Origin of the sequence: Rhodococcus sp. YL-1, from assembly GCF_001942025.1 — a bacterium.
Lineage (GTDB): Bacteria > Actinomycetota > Actinomycetes > Mycobacteriales > Mycobacteriaceae > Rhodococcus_F > Rhodococcus_F qingshengii.
Genome location: NZ_CP017299.1, coordinates 2,765,077 through 2,785,208, shown reverse-complemented (window position 1 = coordinate 2,785,208; position 20,132 = coordinate 2,765,077). Strand labels below are relative to the sequence as shown.

Genomic DNA, 20,132 nt, shown 5'->3' with positions numbered 1-20,132 from the left:
GATCGATCGCAAAATAGCTAACTGTAAGATAGCTGATCCGCTCGATCGTGTTACAGACCGCGATCTGCGAGCGCCGCGAAAGCGGAGTTGGGCAGCTCCGGATCGGCACCGTCGAGCCAGTGCACGCGTGCGTCACGACGGAACCATGATCGTTGGCGGCGAACGTAGCGCCGCGTCCCGATGAACGTCCGTTCGAGTGCTTCGGCCAGATCGTATTCACCGTCGAAATGTGCGAGCACTTGTGCGTAGCCGATGGCTCGCGGCGCGGTGACGCCATCACGCAATCCTTGCTCGACGAGCACGGCAACTTCGTCGACAAGTCCGTCTGAAAACATCAGCTCTGTTCGCAACCGAATCCGGGCGTCGAGTTCTTCCGTATCCCGATCCACGCCGAGAATGCGAGTTCCCCATCGAGGGTCACCGATCTGCGGCGCCGAGGCCGCGAACGGCAGACCTGTCAGCTCGACGACCTCGAGCGCCCGAACCATCCGCCGGCCGTCCGTCGGCAGTATCGACGCCGCCGCTACCGGATCAGCAGCAACAAGCGCCGTATGCACCGCACCGACCCCTCCTTCGGCGAGCACCGCCTCCCACTTCGCACGAACCTCGGGATCGGTTGCCGGAAAGGACCATTCGTCGAGCAAAGACTGGACGTACATCATGGATCCGCCGACGATCACCGGAACCTTGCCCGCCGCGATCAGATCCTCGGCGATCGCGATCGCGTCGCTTTGATAACGCGCGACTGTGGCGGTCTCCTTCACATCGAGAACGTCGAGCAGGTGATGCGGAATCCCACGGCGCTCGGCCGGTGTCAGTTTGGCGGTCCCGATATCCATGCCACGATAGAGCTGCATCGCGTCGATGTTGATGATTTCACCGCCGAATTCCTCGGCCAGTGCCAACGCGAGATCGGACTTTCCCGACGCTGTCGGACCGACAACTGCGATCGGGCGAAGTTCTTCAGGGACGTTCACGGCCGCCACGTCCCGACGTGGTAACCGACGCCGAACGGCGCATCGCTGTAGTCGACCGTCGCGCGAGGATGGGCTGACCGAGACGAGCCCGTAAAGGCACCGGCCAGGACCTGCCACGCCGCGCGCCCCTGGGCTCCGACACTGCGGCAGAGCCGCGGGTCGAGAGCAAGAAGCGCCTCCGGGTCACCGGCCGTCAGGGCGTCGTCGATGGCCGACTGCACACCCGCGGCGCGCTCGTCGAAGCTTCCTGGCGCCTTTGCCGTCAGCGTGGACGCACCGTCAGCAACGATCAGAAGCCCTTGCGGTCGGTTGTCGCTGTCGAGTTGCTTGCGCAGCTGCTGCCCGAATTCACGACATTCATTCGCCGACGCCTTTGCACTGACGACGTGCATGTCGACGGTTATCTCCACGTCTGTTCGGCCACGCAACCAGCCGGCAACAAGGGCGCACAGTTCGAGAGATGGCACCGGTTCGCCTGCCGCATCCGCGTCCAGTGACGTCCGGACATCGGCGCCGAATCCAGCGAACGTACCGATCTGCCCACGTCCGACGCCCGATCGCCAGAGTTCGCCTGCTGCTTTCTCGGGTTCTGCATTCTCGGGGCCGACACCGACGCCCACCCAGTGCACCGCCTCGTGAGCGAGCCGGCTCACGGCGGTTGTCGCTGCAGCACGCACCTGAGCGGACTCGGCCGAATCACCGGACAATTCCGGCACGAGTAACGGCGCCGAGGGGACGAGAACAGCGGAAGTCAACACAGTTGCCACGCTAGTCGACCCCGAGGTGGCGACCTCACACCCTCTTACCTGATTCAATAGTCGGAGAACGTGAGTACCGGGTTCAATGGAACCAGGAATGCGATCAGGCAGCCGTGACGCGCGGCAGAGACGAGGACCGATGACCGAGAACAGTGAACCCACCACCGGCGCCGACAGCAGTTCGGCCAGCCCGAGCCCGGCAGCACCCAAACCCGGCGCTCCCAAACCTGGTGGACCACGCCCCGGTGCGCCCCGCCCCGGAGCACCTCGCCCCGGACCAGCAGCCTCGCATGCCGTCACCGCCGCACCGGCCAGCGACCCGAGCAAGTTCGGACGCGTCGAGGAAGACGGAACCGCCTGGGTGAAGACCGCTGACGGTGAACGTCAGATCGGTTCGTGGCAGGCCGGCGACGCCACCGAGGGCCTCGCCCATTTCGGTCGTCGCTACGACGACCTCGCGACCGAGGTCTCGCTACTCGAGGCGCGACTGACGTCGGGCGCCGGAGACGCCAAGAAGACCAAGGCTGCCGCCATCGCTCTGTCCGAATCCCTCTCGACCGCTGCAGTGATCGGTGACCTCGACGCTTTGGCTCGCCGACTCGACGTGATCGTTGCCGGTTCCGACGAGGCCGCAGCGCACGCGAAGGAAGAGAAGGAACAGTCGCGCGCGGCAAGCACCGCCCGCAAGGAGGCCCTCGCAGTCGAGGCCGAGCAGATCGGCTCGGAGTCGACCCAGTGGAAGACCGCGGGTGATCGACTGCGCGAGATTCTCGACGAGTGGAAGACGATTCGCGGAATCGACCGCAAGGTCGACGACGCGCTGTGGAAGCGGTACTCCAAGGCTCGCGAGTCCTTCAACCGACGACGTGGAGCGCACTTCGCCGAACTCGACCGGGATCGTGCGAGCGCCCGTTCGACGAAGGAAGAACTGGTCGAGCGCGCCGAGAAGCTGTCGACCTCCACTGAATGGGGACAGACCGCCGGGGAATTCCGCGATCTGCTCAGCGAGTGGAAGGCTGCCGGCCGCGCACCGCGCGAGGCCGACGACAACCTGTGGAAGCGCTTCAAGGGCGCTCAGGACGTGTTCTTCGCCGCGCGCAACGCTGCTGCATCCGAGCGCGACGCCGAATTCGAGCAGAACGCAGTCGCGAAGGAAGAGCTGCTCGCTGCGAACGCGAACATCGACCCGGCGCACGGACTCGAGAATGCTCGTGCAGCGCTTCGCGACCTGCAGGAGAAGTGGGACGCGATCGGCAAGGTGCCGCGCGACCGAATGCAGGAACTCGAAGCGAAGCTCCGGGCCATCGAAACCAAGGTGCGCGACGCGGTCGACGCCGAGTGGCGTCGCACCGATCCGGAAGCACTTGCCCGGGTCGCGCAGTTCAAGGAGCGGGTGAGCCAGTTCGAGGAGCAGGCCGCCAAGGCTCAGGCTGCCGGCAAGACGAAGGACGCCGAGAAGGCTCTCGCTCAGGCCAAGCAGTGGCGTGAGTGGGCCGAAGCTGCCGAAAGCGCCGTCAACGAGTAATCGACGACGAGCTGTAAAGACAACAAAAACGCCGGCTGACTCCGAAAGGAGTCAGCCGGCGTTGTCTTGTGCTTTGGACGGACGGCCTGCTGTGTCAGCCGACGTTCCATTCCTGATGCTTCTCGGCTTCGGCCGCAGCGATCCGGCGTTGCTCCTCGGCAGCGAGCTGAATGTTGGTTCGTGTCCAGACCACCTTGAGCCAATGGAACGTCAAGAACACGACGGCAAACCATCCGATGATCAGCCCGATCGACGGTCCTGCCACATTGAAACCGGCGGGAATGGTCTGACGCGACCAGACGGCCATCATGCCGAGAGCGCTCGCCACGGCACTGCCGGCGAGTGCGACCCAGGCCAGACTCCAACGCCGCGTGACCAGCGCGAGCATCGAGAATCCGATGCCGAAGATGACGACGAACCACACGAACAAGCGTGAGAACAGTGCAATCCGTTCGGTTTCCGCGTCCTGGTTGTACGCGAGCACATCCCAGCCGTTCGCAACTCCCGCATGGGGCAGGGCAAGGGTGCCGACCAGCACGAGCACCGCAACCGCGACAACCATGGCACGCACACCCGGATCGATTTCTCCCGCGACCTTGCGTTCCGCGTCGTCGAGATCCTTGCGGTAGCCCTCGAAGGCGTCGTCGCCCGGCTGTGGTGTCGTGTTCTCGTGTTGCGAGGTCATGCGTTGCATCCCATCTGAACGGGTTGTGGGGCCGGGGCACCGATCTTCGGTAGTCCGAGACCTACGCCGATGGGCGGGGTCTTGGGTGTGATGCCCTTTTCGAACGAATCACCGGCGCGGGTCCGACGGTGCGTGAGCACTCCGTCATCTGCCACGAGGTGATGAGGGGCTCCGTGGGTGACGACGACCGTCACCACGTCACCGGGTCGGATTGTGCCGTCGAGGTTTCCCTCGGGGCGGAAATGCACCAGGCGACCGTCTCGCGCGCGACCACTGAGACGTTGAGTCGCCGCGTTCTTCCGACCCTCCCCCGCTGCCACCAAGAGTTCGACCTCGGTGCCGACGAGCTTGCGATTCTCCTCGATGTTCACTTCTTCCTGAACGGCGAGCAATCGCATGTAGCGTTCCTGGACAACCTCTTTGGGAAGCTGATCGGCCATCTCCGCCGCCGGCGTGCCCGGGCGCTTGGAGTACTGGAAGGTGTAGGCGTTGGAGAATCGCGCCTTACGCACGACGTCCAGCGTCTCCTCGAAATCCTCCTCCGTCTCCCCCGGGAACCCGACGATGATGTCCGTGGTGATGGCGGCGTGCGGCATTGCGGCGCGCACCTTCTCGATGATCCCGAGGTACTTCGACTTGCGGTACGAGCGCTTCATCGCTTTGAGAACCTTGTCCGAACCGGACTGCAATGGCATGTGCAGCTGCGGGCAGACGTTGGGAGTGGTTGCCATCGCTTCGATGACGTCGTCGGTGAATTCTGCCGGGTGCGGCGATGTGAACCTCACCCGTTCGAGGCCGTCGATGTGTCCACATGCCTTCAAGAGGGAGGCGAAGGCTCCGCGATCGCGCGGTTGTTCCGGATCGGCGAACGACACGCCGTAGGCATTGACGTTCTGTCCGAGCAGGGTTACTTCCGAGACACCCTCGTCGACGAGTGCCTGCACCTCGGCCAGAATGTCGCCGGGACGTCGATCCACTTCCTTGCCACGCAGGGCCGGAACGATGCAGAACGTACACGTGTTGTTGCAGCCCACCGATATGGAAACCCAACCTGCATAAGCAGATTCGCGTTTGGCTGGCAGTGTCGAGGGAAACGCCTCGAGCGCGTCGAGGATTTCGACCTCGGCGCGCTGATTGTGACGCGCACGATCGAGCAGCGCGGGAAGCGAGCCGATGTTGTGAGTGCCGAAGACGACGTCGACGAACGGCGCCTTCTTGACGACGGTGTCACGATCCTTCTGCGCCAGGCACCCGCCGACCGCGATCTGCATGTCGGGGTTCGCCTCCTTGTTCGGGGCGAGCTGGCTGAGGTTGCCGTACAACTTGTTGTCCGCGTTCTCGCGGACCGCACACGTGTTGAAGACGACAAGATCAGGATCGGTTCCGGTCTCCGCCTTCGAATACCCGGCGTCCTCGAGCAGACCGGACAGTCGCTCGGAATCGTGGACGTTCATCTGACAGCCGTACGTCCGCACCTCGTAGGTGCGAACAGGCGTAGCAGTTGCCTCCGGAACTGCAGTCGGCTCCGGAAGTGCAGGGGACATTTCGTCGATCAGTGACACGCTTCAGCCTAGCTCACGTCCACTACGACGTGTAATAACGCCCTGATAAACAACCGAAACGCGACATAAACGTCGTCACAGTAAAATTTCCATTACATATGGCAAGAACCATGGCGAAATCACGGGCGTCGACGCAAACTACGCCTAAGGTTCTCGTTTATGACCCAAGCCGACGATGCGACGACGCCGACCACCTCCGGCGATTCCACATCCATGATTTCGATGACCTCGGTGAACAAACACTTCGGGGAACTTCACGTCCTGCAAGAGGTCAATCTCGAGGTACCCAAGGGCCAAGTGGTGATCGTCCTTGGTCCGTCGGGCTCCGGTAAGTCGACTCTGTGCCGCACCATCAATCGCCTGGAACCCATCGACTCGGGCACTATCGCCGTCGACGGCAAGACGCTCCCCGAGGAGGGCAAAGCACTTGCCGCACTTCGTGCCGACGTCGGGATGGTCTTTCAGTCCTTCAACCTGTTCGCACACAAGACGATCCTCGAGAACGTCATGCTCGCACCGATGAAGGTCCGCAAGGCGAAGAAGGACGAAGCCAAGAAGACGGCGCAGGCATTGCTCGAGCGCGTCGGTATCGCCAATCAGGCCGACAAGTACCCGGCGCAGCTTTCCGGCGGTCAGCAACAGCGTGTCGCCATCGCTCGCGCTCTTGCGATGCAGCCGAAGGTGATGTTGTTCGACGAGCCCACCTCCGCTCTCGATCCCGAGATGGTCAACGAGGTCCTCGACGTCATGACTTCCCTCGCCAAGGAAGGCATGACCATGCTCGTGGTCACGCACGAGATGGGATTCGCCCGCAAGGCCGGCGACCGTGTGCTCTTCATGGCTGACGGTCAGGTCGTAGAAGACACCACGCCCGAAGAGTTCTTCACCCATCCGAAGTCGGATCGGGCCAAGGACTTCCTCGGCAAGATCCTCACTCACTGATCACAGTCCCCTCCGACAGTCCTGTCCTCGTCCACAAGACAACTTGCTCGACTGCGCCGTTCACCTCGGCTGCACCGTTCATCTCGACTGCACCGTTTGTATGTCGACAACTGAGAGGATCTTCATGAAGATCAATCGCTCCGTCCGTTTCGGAATCGGAATCATGGCTATCGCGTTCGCTGCCACGGCTTGTGGTGGCGGCGAGGAGAGCAAGTCGATCAGTGAGAACGCTGCTGACGGCAAGCTCACCGTCGGCATCAAGTTCGACCAGCCAGGACTCGGCTTGCGCAATTCGGACGGCACGTACACAGGTTTCGACGTCGAGGTCGCGAAGTACGTCGCAAACGAGCTGGGCGTGAAACCGGAGAACATCACGTTCAAGGAATCACCGTCCGCCCAGCGCGAGACGTTGATCCAGAACGGTGAGGTCGATTACATCGTCGCCACGTACTCCATCACGGACGCTCGCAAGGAGAAGGTCGGATTCGCCGGACCGTATTTCGTCGCCGGCCAGTCGCTGCTCGTCAACGCGGACAATACCGACATCACCGGCCCCGAATCTCTGAACGGCGGCAAGATTCTCTGCTCGGTGGCTGGTTCCACTCCCGCACAGAAGGTCAAGGACACCTACGCCAAGGACGTCCAGCTCCAGGAGTTCGACACCTACTCGGCGTGCGTCGAGGCGCTACGCAATGGCAAGGTTGACGCAGTCACCACCGACGACATCATTCTTGCCGGCTACGCGGCTCAGTCCCCCGGCGCATTCCGTATCGCCGGTGAGCCGTTCACCACGGAGAATTACGGCATCGGCTTGGCGAAGGACGATTCCGAAGGTCGCGGCAAGGTCAACGATGCCATCGAGAAGATGATCTCTTCCGGTGCGTGGGCCGAAGCATTCAACGAGACGGTCGGACCGTCCGGTTACACGATGCCCGCTCCGCCCACCGTCGACCGATACTGATCCAACTGAGCAGTAGCCATTCCAGGTGGGATTTCCATATTCGGAAATCCCACCTGGGCAAGCACTTTCAACAACGACCCATGAACTGGGGAGACCGTAAGTGAAAATAATCGACGATTACGGAAGCCAGATACTCGAAGCGTTCTGGACCACTATCCAGCTCACGATCTTCTCGGCGATCGGCGCATTGATCCTCGGAGTGATTATTGCCGCCATGCGGGTGTCACCCGTACCCGTGGCCCGATTCCTCGGCGCCGCCTACGTCACCGTCTTCCGCAATACGCCGCTCACCCTGATTCTGCTCTTCTGTGTGTTCGGTCTGTACCAAACTCTCGACATCAGTCTGGCATCAACCAGTTCGTCAACCTTCGTGATCGACAACAACTTCCGTTTGGCGATCCTTGGACTTAGCGTCTACACCGCGTCGTTCGTGTGCGAGTCGATCCGCGCCGGAATCAACACCGTCCATGCGGGACAGGCAGAAGCAGGACGATCCCTAGGGCTGACCTTCCTCCAGAACCTCCGACTCATCGTTCTTCCTCAGGCATTTCGCGCCGTGATCGCACCGCTCGGTAGCGTCCTCATCGCTCTGACCAAGAACTCCACCGTCGCCGCCGTCATCGGCGTGTCCGAGGCATCGAAATTGATGAAGGAGATTCTCGAAAACGAAGCCGCACTCTTCTTGACCGCAGGAATCTTCGCCGTCGGCTTTGTCATCTTGACGCTGCCGACGGGATTGCTCTTCGGCAAACTCGCCAAGAAATTCGAGGTCGCACGATGACCAAACAAGCAACCGTTCTTTACGACGCGCCAGGCCCGAAGGCCCGGGCACTGTACCGATTCGCGTCGGTTGTCGTAGCCGTCCTCGCCCTCGCCATTGCGTTTGTCGTGTATCGCGCGCTCGACGACAAAGGGCAGTTGACATCGGCCAAATGGGATCCCTTCCTACAGGCGGACGTCTGGACGACCTATCTGCTTCCCGGCATCAAAGGCACCTTGATCGCGGCGGCACTATCCATCGTGCTTGCACTGATCCTGGGCGCAATTCTCGGCATCGGCAGATTGTCCGATCACCGCGCAGTACGCGTTGTCAGTGGTGTCATCGTGGAATTGTTCCGCGCAATTCCCGTACTGCTGCTGATCATCTTCATGTATGCGGTTTTTGCCGAGTACAAAATTGTCAAGCTCGACTACTTGGCACTCTCCGCCGTCGTGGTGAGTTTGACGCTCTACAACGGATCGGTGATCGCGGAAATTGTTCGCTCGGGAATCAACTCACTCCCCCGTGGACAAAGCGAAGCCGCCAAAGCTCTCGGCATGCGCAAATCTCAAATCATGGTGACGATCTTGCTACCCCAGGCGGTCACAACCATGCTCCCCGCACTGATATCGCAAATGGTTGTTGCACTCAAGGATTCAGCGCTGGGCTACATCATCGGCTACACCGAACTTGTTCGGCAGTCCACGCAATTGGGCGCTGCATTTCAGAACTACCTTCCGGCACTCATGGTGGCTGCGGTCATCATGATTATCCTGAACTCCTCGCTCACGTACCTGGCAACCAAGGTGGAGAAGCGCCTGCGGTCCGGGAAGCGAAAGGGCAAGGGCCCCGTCGCGGCTCCGGTTGGCGACGCTGCCGTTTCGGTACCGGGTATGGACCTGACCAAGCCGTGAATCAGATGGAGCCGTGAGTCGAATCCAGCCGCGTTAGCGCGAATACACAACAGGGCGGGGGTACCACCGAATTTCGGTGGTACCCCCGCCCTGTTGTTCTGAATGCTGCACTTCGCTACGAGTCGGTGACCGCCGCCATCTCGGCTTTGACCACCTCGTACGACATCCCCGCTGAATATCCCTTGCGTGCCAGCATCGAGACCAGTCGACGCGTGACCTTGTCGCGATCATCGACGGGCTTGTTCTTCAGCTTCCGCCGAACCAGCTCCGCTGCTCGCTCGCGTTCATCTTCCGGATCGATCTGTGACAACGCTTCGGAAGCGGTGTCCTGGTCGATTCCTTTGAGCCGCAACTCGACTGCAAGCGCACGCTTTCCCTTGCCCGAGTACGTGTGCCGCGAATGAACCCACTGGTTCGCGAAGTCTGCGTCGTCGATCAACCCGATTTCTTGGAGTCGATCGAGGACTTTGGCAATGATCTCGGGTTCGAAGCCGCGCCCGCTCAGCTTTGTTTCCAGCTCGGAACGACTGCGCGCCCGGTCGGTCAGGAGGCGTAGGCAAGCATCTTTGGCCTGCGCCTCCGTCCCACCTTCTGCGCGTTGCGACGGCTTCTCGGATCGTTGACGGGATCGACGCCGAGGAGCGCCGTACTCTTCACGAGCATTCTCGCCGTTGTCACCGTCGTCGAAGCTCATGACTGAACTCAGAAGTCGGCGGGAGCTTCGTCGGTTGCAGTGACGTCAGCACCGATACCGAGCTTTTCCTTGATCTTCTTCTCGATCTCGTCGCGGATATCGGTGTTCTCCAGCAAGAACTTACGAGCATTTTCCTTGCCCTGACCCAACTGGTCACCTTCGTAGGTGTACCAGGAGCCGGACTTGCGGATGAACCCGTGCTCGACACCCATGTCGATGAGCGAGCCTTCCTTGCTGATGCCCTGGCCGTAGAGAATGTCGAACTCGGCCTGCTTGAACGGCGGCGCGACCTTGTTCTTGACGACCTTGACGCGAGTGCGGTTACCCACTGCGTCGGTACCGTCCTTGAGAGTTTCGATACGACGGATGTCGAGGCGGACCGAAGCGTAGAACTTCAGTGCCTTACCACCGGTGGTGGTTTCGGGAGAACCGAACATCACGCCGATCTTCTCGCGAAGCTGGTTGATGAAGATGACGGTGGTGCCCGAGTTGTTCATGGCACCGGTGATCTTGCGCAGTGCCTGACTCATCAGTCGAGCCTGCAAACCGACGTGGCTGTCACCCATCTCGCCTTCGATCTCGGCGCGAGGAACAAGAGCGGCCACGGAGTCGATCACGACGATGTCGAGGGCGCCTGAACGGATCAGCATGTCGGTGATTTCGAGGGCCTGCTCACCCGTATCGGGCTGCGAGACCAGGAGTGCATCGGTATCGACGCCCAGCTTGGCTGCATAGTCGGGATCGAGTGCGTGCTCCGCGTCGATGAACGCCGCGATGCCGCCGTTGGCCTGAGCATTGGCAACTGCGTGCAGTGCCACGGTGGTCTTACCCGAGGACTCCGGGCCGTAGATCTCGATGACGCGGCCACGCGGCAGTCCGCCGATACCCAGCGCGACGTCGAGCGCGATGGAACCGGTGGGAATGACGGCGATGGGCTGGCGGACACCCTCACCCAGGCGCATCACCGAACCCTTGCCGAAGTTCTTGTCGATCTGCGCCAACGCGAGGTCGAGTGCCTTGTCCCGATCAGGTGCCTGTGGTGCCATCGTGATCCCCATCCTTGTTTCAGTCTTCAGTGCCTGCCTGAGCAGACTCCGTCTCTTCAGCGCCTGCCTGAGCCGACCCTGTTGGTGTGTTGCGATCAGAGTAGATCCGGCCACCGACAGACTTTTCGATCTTGCTTTAGCGCTTGTCGATCACCGCGTTTGTAGGTCACCGCGTTTGTAGAACATCGAAAGTTCGCAGTTACCAAAGAAGCGTCACCACCGAACAGGTTCAGCATAGACGAACACGTGTTCGAACAGAAGATGGGAGACGTTCGACACGCCGAAGAATCAGCGGCGGGCGGGTGGTACGTCGAACTCCACACAGAGCGCACGCCACACTTCGCGAGGCTCCCAGCCTGCTTCGACGGCCTCCGCGGCAGTCATTCCGTCGAGACTCTGGAGTACATGGTCGATCAGCATCGAGTCGCCTCGTACCTGCCCGAACTCTTCGCGCACCATTTCATGAAATTCGGTCAACCGCACAGCCGCCACCGTAGTCCACAGAGCGGTGCACCTGCATTCAGGCGCAACGTGCTCACGCCGTCACACCTCCGTTGACCACCTGTCGGCACACCGCCACCGGATCGGTGACCTGCGACGCAGTCGCGGCAGCCGCTCTCGCAGCTTCCGCGAATCGTTTGTCGGAGAGCACCTGCAGTACGGCATCGCGAATCGACTGAGCATCTGCGGGCCGCACGATCACCGACGTCCCTGCCCGCGCAGCGCGATTGGCCAACTCCCACTGGTCCCCGCCCCCGGGAACGACGACCGTCGGCACGCCGGCCAGCAGGGCCTTCGCCAACATGCCGTGCCCGCCGCCACATACCAACACCGACGCGTCACGCAGCATCGCGTCCTGGCGTCCGAGACCTGCACGAACCCAATCAGGATGCTCACCTTCAGCCCCGTCGAGCATCGACGCAATCAGCCGCACACCGGCTCCGCCGAGTCCTTCGACCGTGCCCTCGAACATTCCCACTGCGCCGGTGTGCGCCGTGGAGGGCGCCACCATAACCAGCGGTTCGTCACCTGGCGGTGGATCCAGAATCACCTCGGTCGGCTCCCACAGAAGCGGTCCGACGACGTGAGCGCGCTCCGGCCAGTCGGGGCGAGGCACTTCGAGTGCCGGAAGTGTTGCGATCAGCCGCGCTTGCGGACCGGGATCCAGAGCGGGCAGTCCGACACCGACACGGGCCTGGGATCGCTGGGCCAACCCTTGCTTGATCGAACGTCCCGTCGCTGCGCGCATCAGGGTATCGCGGAGTCGACCACGAATTCCGACGCCGGGAGCGAGCCCACTGCCGATCGGCGGCAACCCCCGTGAAGGTGAGTACAGCGGGTGAGGCGAGAGTTCCACCCAGGGGATGCCAAGTCTTTCGGCGGCCAATCCGCCTCCGGCAGTGAGGATGTCGGAAACGACGAGATCCGGGGAGACGGACTTCAGGTCGGGAAGCAGTTCGGTGGAAATATAGGCGGCGCGCGAATGAATCCGAGCGCCTGCATCAAGATCGTCGTCTCCCGGCCGCGGGGCCAAGCCCTTGAGCGGCTCGGCTTCCACGCCGGCTGCTCGCGCTGCCTCGACCCACCGGGTCCCCGTGTACAGGATCGGTTCGTCGCCGGCCTGGATCAACGCCAGCGACAACGCTATTGCGGGAAAAGCATGACCCGGGTCCGGCCCGGCAACAACGGCTACACGCACCGGATCAGAGTGTCACACCGAGTGAAAGGCCTGTTCCGCCGCACCCAGTGCGCGTTCGCGATCCGAAGCCACCAATCCGATTCTCGTCCTGCGATCGAGGACGTCGTCGACGTCGAGGGCGCCTTCATGCGACACCGCGAAATCGAACTCGGCACCGCAGATCTCCAAGTCCGCAACCGACCGGAGACGATCGCCGCTCGCCGCGGCAACGACCTCGGCCTCGGTGCCGTATCGCGCCACCAATGACGCGGGTGCCTTGATCTTCTTCAATTCCGCCGGTGATGCAGCGCCTACCAGCGGCAACGCGCGTGTCCGACATGCCCCGGCGCTCAGCGACCCGACCTCGACCGCAGCGTCGACGGCGTCTTCGGCCATCTTGCGGTACGTCGTGAGTTTTCCGCCTACCACCGTGACCAAGCCCGAGTCCGAACGGACTACAGCGTGATTGCGCGAGAGGTCGGCCGTCGAGCCTTCACCGGTGTCCAGCAGCGGACGCAGACCCGCGAAGGTCCCCAAGACGTCCCCACGGGTCAGCGGAACTTCCAACGCCGTGTTCACGGTGTCGAGCAGGAAGTCGATCTCGTCCTCTGACGCCGACGGCACGTCTGGCACCGGTCCCGGCGCTGCTTCGTCGGTCAACCCGAGGTAGATCCGGCCGAGCTGGGCGGGCAGGGCGAAGACGAAACGGTTGGTCTCGCCGGGAATCGGCACGGTCAGCGCTGCCGTGGGGTTCCCCAATCGCGCTGCATCGAGCACCAGGTGCGTCCCGCGGCTGGGGCGCAGGGTGATGCTGGAGTCGACCTGATCAGCCCAGACACCGGTCGCATTGACCACGACGCGGGCACGCATCAAGAACTCGGATCCGGTCAACTCGTCGCGCAAGGTGGCCGACGTTCCGGATACGTCGTATGCACCGACGCGGGTCAGGATTCGCGCGCCGTGCGACGCTGCGGTTCTGGCGATACCGACGACGAGGCGGGCGTCGTCGATGAGCTGCCCGTCGAACGCGGTCAAGGCGCCTCGTAGGTTCTCCTGCTTGACCGCGGGAGCCAATTCGCGCGCCCGCGCAGCGCTGACCGTCCGTGATCTGGGCAGCACCGAAGCCGGGGTTCGCGCCGACATGCGCAGAGCGTCACCGGCCAGGAAACCGGTACGCACCAGGGCCTTCCCGAAGAACGACGTTTCGGGCAACAGCGGTACGAGTTGAGGCATGGCGCGAACGAGGTGCGGCGCGGTGCGCGTCATGAGGATGCCGCGCTCGACCGCACTTTCACGCGCTATACCGACATTGCCGGAAGCCAGGTACCGAAGGCCGCCGTGTGCGAGTTTCGAACTCCAGCGGCTGGTGCCGAACGCGAGGTCGTGCTTTTCGACCAGCGCAACACTGAGCCCACGAGTCACGGCGTCGAGAGCGACACCGACACCGGTGATTCCGCCGCCGATCACCAGGACGTCGACCGAATCGCCGTTCGCCAACTGCTCGAGTTCACGAGTACGCCGTTGTGCGTTGAGCGCTGAATCGCTGCCTGCTGAATCTAGGGGGCTCACAGCTATTCTCCCGAATTCTTGACGGGTGCCAGATAAGCAGCGACCGCATATCGAAGTTGCTCGACCGACGCATCGGAGGAAAGCTCCGGCTCGAGAGTCGGCGCAGAAATGACGACGGACTGAGCCATCAGTAGAACCATCGCCGCGATCTCGTTGACGCTTCCCTCGCGAATCGAACCATCCTGTTGGCCGGCCGCGACAACGGATGTGATCAGCTCGAGAATCGACTTCTGGCTCGCGCCGAGCCGGTCCACGATGTAGGTCGTCAGCAATTCTTGATCGGCTTGCCGAATTTTCACGAAGAGCGGATGGTCGCGAATCTGGCCGACGACGTCACCGATCGCCTCCACGAGCAACGTGCCGGCAGACCCGTTGAAGGTCACCTCGGGCAGCACCGATCGGATCTCCCGGGTGAGCAGGTCCGCGACGACAGCTCGCGTGTCCGGCCATCGCCGGTAGACCGTCGGTCGGCTCACGCCGGCCCGACGCGAGATCTCGGCAAGTGTGGTTCGCTGCATTCCGAAATCGAGGACACACGACCTTGCTGCGTCGAGAATCACGTCGTCGATCTCGCGGCTGGGGATGCGCTGACCATCTGCCTTGCGAGGGGCAATTGAGTCATCTGCGTTACGGATTACCATCGTGTGTAACACAATACCGGACAAGTCACCGGTAATCCCGTCGGGACTTGCGATTTCTCTCGCTCAGAGATCATCAGAAATAGTACAACTCGAAACCAACTGCTCGCTCGGCGTCGAAACCAGGCTTCGGTCCGCTGACCATGTCGATCTGTGCGCGCGCCTGTTCCCGGATCGGCGTGGAACTCAGCGCCGCCAGATATCGCGCATGTTCCGCGAGCGAATCCACGGCGCGATCGACCGTCGACGTCACGTCGACGCAGTGTGTGGGAGTCATCGTATTGACCGCAACCCACCGAACACCGGACCACGGCGCCAGTCCCTGCGCTGTCAATGAGGGAAAGATCCATTCGTTCGCTGCGTCGGCAGTTGCGTCGAGAACGCTGATCCCGAGTGCACGGTGATCTGCGCTGTTCAGATAGCCGGGGCCCCAGGTGTGGGAGAAGTTCATCGTCACCACCAATTCCGGACGGTGGCGGCGAATTGCTGCGGCGAGAGTCGAGCGCAACTCCAAGCCTTCCACGAGACGACCGTCGGGCAGGCCGAGGAACTCCACCTCACCGACACCGACGATCGCGGCCGAGCGACGCTCTTCTTCCTCGCGGATCGGGCCGGACTCCTCGGGCGACAGACCGGCGATTCCGGCCTCGCCGCGCGTGGCCAGGATATATCGCACGTCTTTGCCGCGATCGGTCCACTGCGCCACTGCTGCGGCTGCGCCGTATTCGATGTCATCGGGATGCGCCACGATGACAATCGCGCGCTGCCAGTCCTCGGGGAAGTTTTCCATAGGGCAGATCTTGCCCGTCAGAACCGCGAAGCGGGCGAATTGTCGTCACTTCCCGACATCGCCTTCACCAGGAAGTAGATTCCGAAGCCGACAGCGCCGACCACCAGAACCCAGAAAAGCCCCTTGATCAGCGCACCGACCACCGCGAGTGCGACCCACACCAGTACGACGGCCAAGACGATCTTCCAAAACATGCTTACCTCCAACGTGCCGTTGAATAATCAGTCGAATCGGACAGGTGCTGCGTCGTCCGTAGAACCAGCCTGACAGGTCTGGCGTGACAAAGCAGCAGCTCAGCGGCAAGTTCAGGTAAAGATCAGGGTTCACCCCGAGACCGGCCCTCACGCAGGTCAGGTGTCCAACCCATGGGTGCCTGCTCCTGGCGTAAACTCGCGAAGTTCGATCCCGTATGCCGAAGGAGCACGTCCGCAGTGTCTACGACCCGTTTCCCCGCTCGCGATCTCGCGCATGTAGCCGTCTTCGCCGCACTCATCATCGCGCTGGGCCTACCCGGGTCGATCAACATCGGAATTTCCGGCGTGCCGATCACCCTTCAGTCCATGGGCGTCATGATGGCCGGCGCTCTACTCGGACCGCGCAAGGGTGTTCTCGCCGTCCTGACGGTCATTGCTCTGGGATTGGTCGGTCTACCGGTCCTTGCCGGCGGTCGCACCGCACTCGTGTCTCTATCGAGCCCGACAGCCGGATTCCTCATCGGTTGGATCCCGACGGCGTTTGTCATCGGATGGCTGACCGCCAAGATGCTGCCCAAGTACCGGATCATCGCGGGCATCGGCATCAACCTCCTCGGCGGCGTCGTCGTTCTCTACGCGTTCGGCATCGTAGGAATGATGGTCCGCGGACACATGAGCTTCGTTGCCGCATGGTCGGCCAACGCCGCCTTCATCCCGCTCGACGCCGCAAAAGCAGTCGTCACCGCGTTGGTCGCGTCCCAGGTTCACCGGGCATACCCGGCACTACTGCGCGACTCGGTGATCTCGTCGAACAAGACCGTGGTGGCGAATTAATCTCCGATGAGTGAGATCGTCTTCGAGAACGTCGGACACAGCTTCGGTGAACGAACGGTCCTGCAGCAGATAGATCTGCGACTGAGCGAGCAGCGAATCGGAATCGTGGGTGCGAACGGAAGCGGCAAGTCGACGCTCGCTCGCATGATCAACGGACTGGTCGTTCCGACGGAAGGACACGTCCACGTCAACGGCTTGGACACGGCGAAGAAGGGCCGCGACGTACGCAAGCAGGTCGGATTCGTCTTCACCGATCCCAACCACCAGATCGTGATGCCGACGGTTGCCGAGGACATCGAATTCTCGCTCCGCCGTAGCGGATTGGGCAAAGCCGAGCGCGCCGCAAAGGTGGCCTCGGTGCTCGAACGCTACGGCCTCGCCGGGCACGCCGACCATCCCACCCACCAGCTTTCGGGCGGGCAGAAACAGCTCCTCGCGCTCGCGGCCATCATGGTGACGGAACCGAACGTACTCGTCGCCGACGAACCCACCACGCTCCTCGACCTTCGCAACTCTCGGCTGATCAGCTCGGTATTCGAGTCACTCGATCAGCAACTGATCGTCGTGACCCACCAACTCGATCTCCTCGAGTCCTTCGAACGGGTGTTGGTCGTCGACCAAGGCCGCGTCGTCGCTGACGGTTCCCCCGCCGACTCCATCGATCACTACCGGTCGTTGGTCTCGTGACCACTCTCGGCGTCTACCGTCCGGGCCGCTCACTCCTGCACCGGATGCCGACGGGAATCAAGCTCTTCGCCTTGGTCGTGGCCATCCTCGCCGTCTCGATCTTCGTTCGTGAGCCGTGGCAACTGGCAGCTCCCACGATCGTCGTTGTGGCCCTGTACGCGGTTGCGCGCATTCCTCCGATGACTGCGATCCGGCAGCTGCGTCCGGCGCTGTGGATGTTGCTCTTCATCGGGGCGTTCCAGCTGGTAGTCGCGGGATGGCAGCGAGCGGCCGTCGTGTGCGGGGTTCTGATCATCTCGATCGCCTTCGCGGCGATCATGGGTCTGACCACACGGATCTCCGAGATGCTCGACGCGATCACCCGGTTCCTGACACCCTTGCGACGCTTCGGCGTCAATCCCGAACGGATCGCTTTGCTCCTCGCAATGACGATCCGGTGCATCCCGCTGATGTTCGAGGTCATCACACAGGCGTCCGAGGCACGCAAGGCGCGAGGGCTCGGATTCTCGCTGCGATCCTTCGCAGTTCCGGTCATCGTCGGCACCCTGATGACCGCGGACGCAATGGGTGAAGCGTTGGCGGCCCGCGGCGCCGACGACTGAGATTTCGAACAGGGTGCATCGATCAGGCGCGAGAGCCGATCAGTTGTACTTGCGGGTGATGTCGTCCACCTCGCCGATGGCGTCGGCAAGCGCCGAGAGCCGCTCGGCGGCCGCGTGCAGCGCCGAAAGCTCTCGGTTGAATCCCACGAGCGCCGACGGGCTGTGAGGCGCTGTCAGAGCAGCTGCCGAAGTCACCAGATCCTCGTACTGATCCAACCCCGACTGCAACTCACGAACTGCGCCGTCGATGGTGGGATCAAGAGGTTCGGTCACCTTGGGTGTAGCGGCCACGGCGCGTTCCATTGCGACGACATCCGAAGACACCGCGAACATCGCTCTCAATGCCGAATCGGCGGTAACAGTGATTTCGTCCAACTCACCGGGGTCGATGGTGTCGGCGCGTCTGAGCACACTCAAGATCTCGAACAACGAAGTCTCGGCGCCGATGAGGCGAGACATCGGGATGAACGCGCGAGACGACGACGGTGGCAAGCGCCGGCGAATCGGCGCCGACGGCGGTGGGCCGGAACTCATCGAACGGTAACGGCCGACCGCGATGACGGCGGGAACCGCGAACAGTGCCGCTCCCCCGCCTGCCACGACCACCGACCACTCGGGGGCCGACGCAACCGCAAGGCCGGCCGTGCCGACCACTGATCCGCCGGACATGAAACCCCAACGCTGAGCGCGTCGACGTGCACGGGCACGTTTGCGCTCGAATTTGGCGCGCGGGTCCTGCCACCGCCGAGCGGCATCCGCCGCAGACAGTCCGACCTCGCGCAATGTGTCCGCGGTGCGTCCCAACGCTCCGAAGGCGCCGGATACGGAAACGGGAACGGCCGACCGGGGCTCGCGCCCAGATCGGCCGTCTCGTGAAGAAAACATCAGAGCATCACTGCCGACATCGAGGATTCGGCTACTGCCCGGTCTGACCGGCAGCCGGGGGCTGCTTCTCGACGGACGGAGTCGCAGGAGTGGCTGCTGCGCCGCCGGAAGGCAGTGCCTCGCCCTTCATGGAAGCACGAATCTGCTCGAGGCGACTGTGCCCTGCCATCTGGACCGAGGCCTGCTGGACCTCCATCATGCGGCCTTGAACGGAGTTCTGGGCGAGCTCGGCAGAGCCGAGTGCGTCGGCGTAACGCCGCTCGATCTTGTCGCGCACAGCATCGAGGCTGGGTGTGTTGCCGGGAGCCGACAGCGTGCTGTCCATGGACCGAAGGGACTCGCTCACGCGCTCCTGCATCTTGGCCTGCTCCAGCTGGCTGAGCAGCTTGGTGCGCTCGGCAACCTTTGCCTGCAGAGTCATCGCGTTCTGCTCGACAGCCTTCTTGGCCTGAGCGGCGGCCTGCAAGGACTGGTCGTGCAGTGCCTTCAGATCTTCGACGCCCTGCTCGGCCGTCACCAACTGGGCCGCAAAAGCTTCGGCAGCGTTGGTGTACTGGATCGCCTTGTCGTTGTCGCCGGCAGCAGCGGCCTGATCGGCGAGGTTGACGGCCTGGCGCGCGTTGGCGTTGAGCTTTTCGACCTCGTCGAGTTGACGGCTGAGCTTCATCTCGAGTTGACGCTGATTACCGATCACCGACGCAGCCTGCTGGGACAACGCCTGATGCTGGCGCTGTGCGTCCTCGATCGCCTGCTGAATCTGAACCTTTGGATCTGCCTTCTCATCGATCTTCGAATTGAAGAGCGCCATCAGGTACTTCCAGCCCTTGACGAAAGGATTAGCCATTGGTTTGATCCTGCCTCCATCTGATGCGCCGCGCCGAACGCGACCCGGAGCGCGACCGTCGCGCACCGAAACAAGGGCTGCGCCCTATCTGCTCTGACCCCACCTGCTGGAAACCGGCGGTTACGTACAAAATCTATCGGTTACGGCCGGTAGTGGCTACGCCGCCGCCAACCTTCGAGCGTTCGGCGCCGGAATCACGACGCGGGTGTCGCGTGCGATTGTCGGCGAACCGGAAGCCGACACGGCGGGTTCGGCGACCTGTCGACCAGCGACCGGAGTGCTCTTCTTCGTGGCCAGGGTCTCGCTCACGTCGACCAGCACGTCGGACAGTGGGACTGCGAGCGCATCACAGATCGCCGCCAACAGTTCGCTCGATGCTTCCTTACGTCCACGTTCCACTTCGGACAGATAGCCCAAGCTCACACGCGCGCTGTTCGACACCTCACGTAGCGTGCGGCTCTGCGAAACGCGCGTACGCCGGAGACTGTCACCGATTGCCTCACGCAATAGCAGCGCCATCTCGCTCCTCCTTCATCCGTGACCTCATCGTGCATGGTCGTACGTCTTCACAATCGTCAACGTCCGAA

General features: G+C 62.5%; 23 protein-coding genes. 8 read left to right on the top strand and 15 right to left on the bottom strand.

Translation table 11 applies throughout. The features are described 5' to 3' along the window. Window positions 1-50: 50 nt before the first annotated feature. Both miaA and BH682_RS13040 read right to left on the bottom strand, forming a co-directional pair. Window positions 51-986, bottom strand: a complete 936-nt coding sequence (miaA, locus tag BH682_RS13045; RefSeq protein ID WP_007735177.1) for a tRNA (adenosine(37)-N6)-dimethylallyltransferase MiaA — start codon at window positions 984-986, stop codon at window positions 51-53. Continuing rightward, the gene (locus tag BH682_RS13040; protein ID WP_075833047.1) at window positions 974-1,735 is read right to left on the bottom strand and encodes a class III extradiol dioxygenase subunit B-like domain-containing protein; all 762 of its coding nucleotides are present in this window, start codon (window positions 1,733-1,735) and stop codon (window positions 974-976) included. Before BH682_RS13040 ends, miaA begins: the two co-directional genes overlap by 13 nt. Before the next feature lie 139 nt (window positions 1,736-1,874). On the opposite strand from BH682_RS13040, the gene BH682_RS13035 reads away from it, so the two are divergent. Then, entirely contained in the window at window positions 1,875-3,260 is a 1,386-nt protein-coding gene (locus tag BH682_RS13035) for a DUF349 domain-containing protein (RefSeq protein WP_003942193.1), read from the top strand. A gap of 94 nt (window positions 3,261-3,354) precedes the next feature. Here the strand turns inward: BH682_RS13035 and BH682_RS13030 are convergent, their stop codons facing one another. Together BH682_RS13030 and miaB are read right to left on the bottom strand one after the other, a co-directional pair. Further along, the gene (locus tag BH682_RS13030) at window positions 3,355-3,945 is read right to left on the bottom strand and encodes an Rv2732c family membrane protein (RefSeq protein WP_003942155.1); all 591 of its coding nucleotides are present in this window, start codon (window positions 3,943-3,945) and stop codon (window positions 3,355-3,357) included. Further along, complete coding sequence (gene miaB / locus BH682_RS13025; protein WP_054781904.1) at window positions 3,942-5,489, bottom strand: tRNA (N6-isopentenyl adenosine(37)-C2)-methylthiotransferase MiaB; 1,548 nt, start codon at window positions 5,487-5,489, stop codon at window positions 3,942-3,944. Before miaB ends, BH682_RS13030 begins: the two co-directional genes overlap by 4 nt. A gap of 231 nt (window positions 5,490-5,720) precedes the next feature. On the opposite strand from miaB, the gene gluA reads away from it, so the two are divergent. From gluA to BH682_RS13005, 4 genes are all read left to right on the top strand, one after another. Beyond that, complete coding sequence (gluA, locus tag BH682_RS13020; protein ID WP_007735175.1) at window positions 5,721-6,449, top strand: glutamate ABC transporter ATP-binding protein GluA; 729 nt, start codon at window positions 5,721-5,723, stop codon at window positions 6,447-6,449. A gap of 124 nt (window positions 6,450-6,573) precedes the next feature. Continuing rightward, complete coding sequence (locus BH682_RS13015) at window positions 6,574-7,410, top strand: glutamate ABC transporter substrate-binding protein (protein WP_030535553.1); 837 nt, start codon at window positions 6,574-6,576, stop codon at window positions 7,408-7,410. Window positions 7,411-7,510: 100 nt separating this feature from the next. Continuing rightward, window positions 7,511-8,191 carry an amino acid ABC transporter permease gene (locus BH682_RS13010; RefSeq protein ID WP_030535554.1) on the top strand — a complete coding sequence of 227 codons (681 nt, stop codon included), beginning with the start codon at window positions 7,511-7,513 and terminating at the stop codon, window positions 8,189-8,191. Next, on the top strand, window positions 8,188-9,084 hold the full coding sequence (locus tag BH682_RS13005; RefSeq protein WP_042450676.1) for an amino acid ABC transporter permease: 897 nt from the start codon (window positions 8,188-8,190) through the stop codon (window positions 9,082-9,084). The genes BH682_RS13010 and BH682_RS13005 overlap by 4 nt, the downstream gene beginning before the upstream one ends. Window positions 9,085-9,199: 115 nt before the next feature. Here BH682_RS13005 and recX read toward each other — a convergent pair whose 3' ends face one another. The 8 genes from recX to BH682_RS36370 form a co-directional block, all read right to left on the bottom strand. Next, window positions 9,200-9,778: a recombination regulator RecX gene (gene recX, locus BH682_RS13000; RefSeq protein WP_054825713.1), complete on the bottom strand. Its 579-nt coding sequence runs from the start codon at window positions 9,776-9,778 to the stop codon at window positions 9,200-9,202. A gap of 8 nt (window positions 9,779-9,786) precedes the next feature. Further along, complete coding sequence (gene recA, locus BH682_RS12995) at window positions 9,787-10,824, bottom strand: recombinase RecA (RefSeq protein WP_007735170.1); 1,038 nt, start codon at window positions 10,822-10,824, stop codon at window positions 9,787-9,789. A 288-nt stretch (window positions 10,825-11,112) separates the two neighbouring features. Continuing rightward, window positions 11,113-11,307: a DUF3046 domain-containing protein gene (locus BH682_RS12990; protein WP_003942185.1), complete on the bottom strand. Its 195-nt coding sequence runs from the start codon at window positions 11,305-11,307 to the stop codon at window positions 11,113-11,115. A gap of 52 nt (window positions 11,308-11,359) precedes the next feature. Further along, window positions 11,360-12,523 carry a glycosyltransferase gene (locus BH682_RS12985; protein ID WP_042450679.1) on the bottom strand — a complete coding sequence of 388 codons (1,164 nt, stop codon included), beginning with the start codon at window positions 12,521-12,523 and terminating at the stop codon, window positions 11,360-11,362. 12 nt (window positions 12,524-12,535) lie between these two features. Further along, window positions 12,536-14,071, bottom strand: coding sequence for a glycerol-3-phosphate dehydrogenase/oxidase (locus tag BH682_RS12980; protein ID WP_064444528.1), 1,536 nt, complete (start codon window positions 14,069-14,071; stop codon window positions 12,536-12,538). Between the two features lie 2 nt (window positions 14,072-14,073). Next, a complete protein-coding gene (locus BH682_RS12975) occupies window positions 14,074-14,712 on the bottom strand; it encodes a TetR/AcrR family transcriptional regulator (protein ID WP_003942216.1) in 639 nt (212 codons plus the stop codon). A gap of 73 nt (window positions 14,713-14,785) precedes the next feature. Beyond that, window positions 14,786-15,499 carry a PIG-L deacetylase family protein gene (locus BH682_RS12970; RefSeq protein WP_063316521.1) on the bottom strand — a complete coding sequence of 238 codons (714 nt, stop codon included), beginning with the start codon at window positions 15,497-15,499 and terminating at the stop codon, window positions 14,786-14,788. Between the two features lie 17 nt (window positions 15,500-15,516). Continuing rightward, window positions 15,517-15,705: a hypothetical protein gene (locus BH682_RS36370; RefSeq protein ID WP_020907519.1), complete on the bottom strand. Its 189-nt coding sequence runs from the start codon at window positions 15,703-15,705 to the stop codon at window positions 15,517-15,519. A 225-nt stretch (window positions 15,706-15,930) separates the two neighbouring features. Here BH682_RS36370 and BH682_RS12965 point away from each other — a divergent pair, with 225 nt between their 5' ends. The 3 genes from BH682_RS12965 to BH682_RS12955 are packed head-to-tail and all read left to right on the top strand — an operon-like array spanning window position 15,931 to window position 17,816. After that, window positions 15,931-16,527 (top strand): biotin transporter BioY, encoded by a 597-nt coding sequence (locus tag BH682_RS12965; protein WP_007735162.1) that lies wholly within the window; start codon window positions 15,931-15,933, stop codon window positions 16,525-16,527. A gap of 6 nt (window positions 16,528-16,533) precedes the next feature. Continuing rightward, window positions 16,534-17,214 carry an energy-coupling factor ABC transporter ATP-binding protein gene (locus BH682_RS12960; RefSeq protein ID WP_007735161.1) on the top strand — a complete coding sequence of 227 codons (681 nt, stop codon included), beginning with the start codon at window positions 16,534-16,536 and terminating at the stop codon, window positions 17,212-17,214. Continuing rightward, entirely contained in the window at window positions 17,211-17,816 is a 606-nt protein-coding gene (locus BH682_RS12955; protein ID WP_075833045.1) for an energy-coupling factor transporter transmembrane component T family protein, read from the top strand. Before BH682_RS12960 ends, BH682_RS12955 begins: the two co-directional genes overlap by 4 nt. A 39-nt stretch (window positions 17,817-17,855) precedes the next feature. On the opposite strand, the gene pspM is transcribed toward BH682_RS12955, so the two are convergent. The 3 genes from pspM to BH682_RS12940 all read right to left on the bottom strand — a co-directional run bounded on the left by pspM (window position 17,856) and on the right by BH682_RS12940 (window position 20,064). Beyond that, window positions 17,856-18,701, bottom strand: coding sequence for a phage shock envelope stress response protein PspM (gene pspM, locus BH682_RS12950; RefSeq protein WP_020907518.1), 846 nt, complete (start codon window positions 18,699-18,701; stop codon window positions 17,856-17,858). 31 nt (window positions 18,702-18,732) lie between these two features. Next, on the bottom strand, window positions 18,733-19,545 hold the full coding sequence (pspA, locus tag BH682_RS12945) for a phage shock protein PspA (protein ID WP_003942098.1): 813 nt from the start codon (window positions 19,543-19,545) through the stop codon (window positions 18,733-18,735). Window positions 19,546-19,701: 156 nt separating this feature from the next. Then, window positions 19,702-20,064 (bottom strand): helix-turn-helix domain-containing protein, encoded by a 363-nt coding sequence (locus tag BH682_RS12940; protein ID WP_075833043.1) that lies wholly within the window; start codon window positions 20,062-20,064, stop codon window positions 19,702-19,704. Between the last annotated feature and the right edge of the window lie 68 nt (window positions 20,065-20,132).

Excerpts from the sequence above, each read along its gene's own strand:
- BH682_RS13035 (WP_003942193.1), top strand. The coding sequence starts at position 1,875 with ATGACCGAGAACAGTGAACCCACCACCGGCGCCGACAGCAGTTCGGCC.
- pspM (WP_020907518.1), bottom strand. The coding sequence starts at position 18,701 with ATGTTTTCTTCACGAGACGGCCGATCTGGGCGCGAGCCCCGGTCGGCC.
- BH682_RS12975 (WP_003942216.1), bottom strand. The coding sequence starts at position 14,712 with ATGGTAATCCGTAACGCAGATGACTCAATTGCCCCTCGCAAGGCAGAT.
- gluA (WP_007735175.1), top strand. The coding sequence starts at position 5,721 with ATGATTTCGATGACCTCGGTGAACAAACACTTCGGGGAACTTCACGTC.
- BH682_RS13030 (WP_003942155.1), bottom strand. The coding sequence starts at position 3,945 with ATGACCTCGCAACACGAGAACACGACACCACAGCCGGGCGACGACGCC.
- BH682_RS13005 (WP_042450676.1), top strand. The coding sequence starts at position 8,188 with ATGACCAAACAAGCAACCGTTCTTTACGACGCGCCAGGCCCGAAGGCC.
- recX (WP_054825713.1), bottom strand. The coding sequence starts at position 9,778 with ATGAGCTTCGACGACGGTGACAACGGCGAGAATGCTCGTGAAGAGTAC.
- miaB (WP_054781904.1), bottom strand. The coding sequence starts at position 5,489 with ATGTCCCCTGCACTTCCGGAGCCGACTGCAGTTCCGGAGGCAACTGCT.
- BH682_RS12960 (WP_007735161.1), top strand. The coding sequence starts at position 16,534 with ATGAGTGAGATCGTCTTCGAGAACGTCGGACACAGCTTCGGTGAACGA.
- BH682_RS12940 (WP_075833043.1), bottom strand. The coding sequence starts at position 20,064 with ATGGCGCTGCTATTGCGTGAGGCAATCGGTGACAGTCTCCGGCGTACG.
- pspA (WP_003942098.1), bottom strand. The coding sequence starts at position 19,545 with ATGGCTAATCCTTTCGTCAAGGGCTGGAAGTACCTGATGGCGCTCTTC.
- BH682_RS13015 (WP_030535553.1), top strand. The coding sequence starts at position 6,574 with ATGAAGATCAATCGCTCCGTCCGTTTCGGAATCGGAATCATGGCTATC.
- recA (WP_007735170.1), bottom strand. The coding sequence starts at position 10,824 with ATGGCACCACAGGCACCTGATCGGGACAAGGCACTCGACCTCGCGTTG.
- BH682_RS12970 (WP_063316521.1), bottom strand. The coding sequence starts at position 15,499 with ATGGAAAACTTCCCCGAGGACTGGCAGCGCGCGATTGTCATCGTGGCG.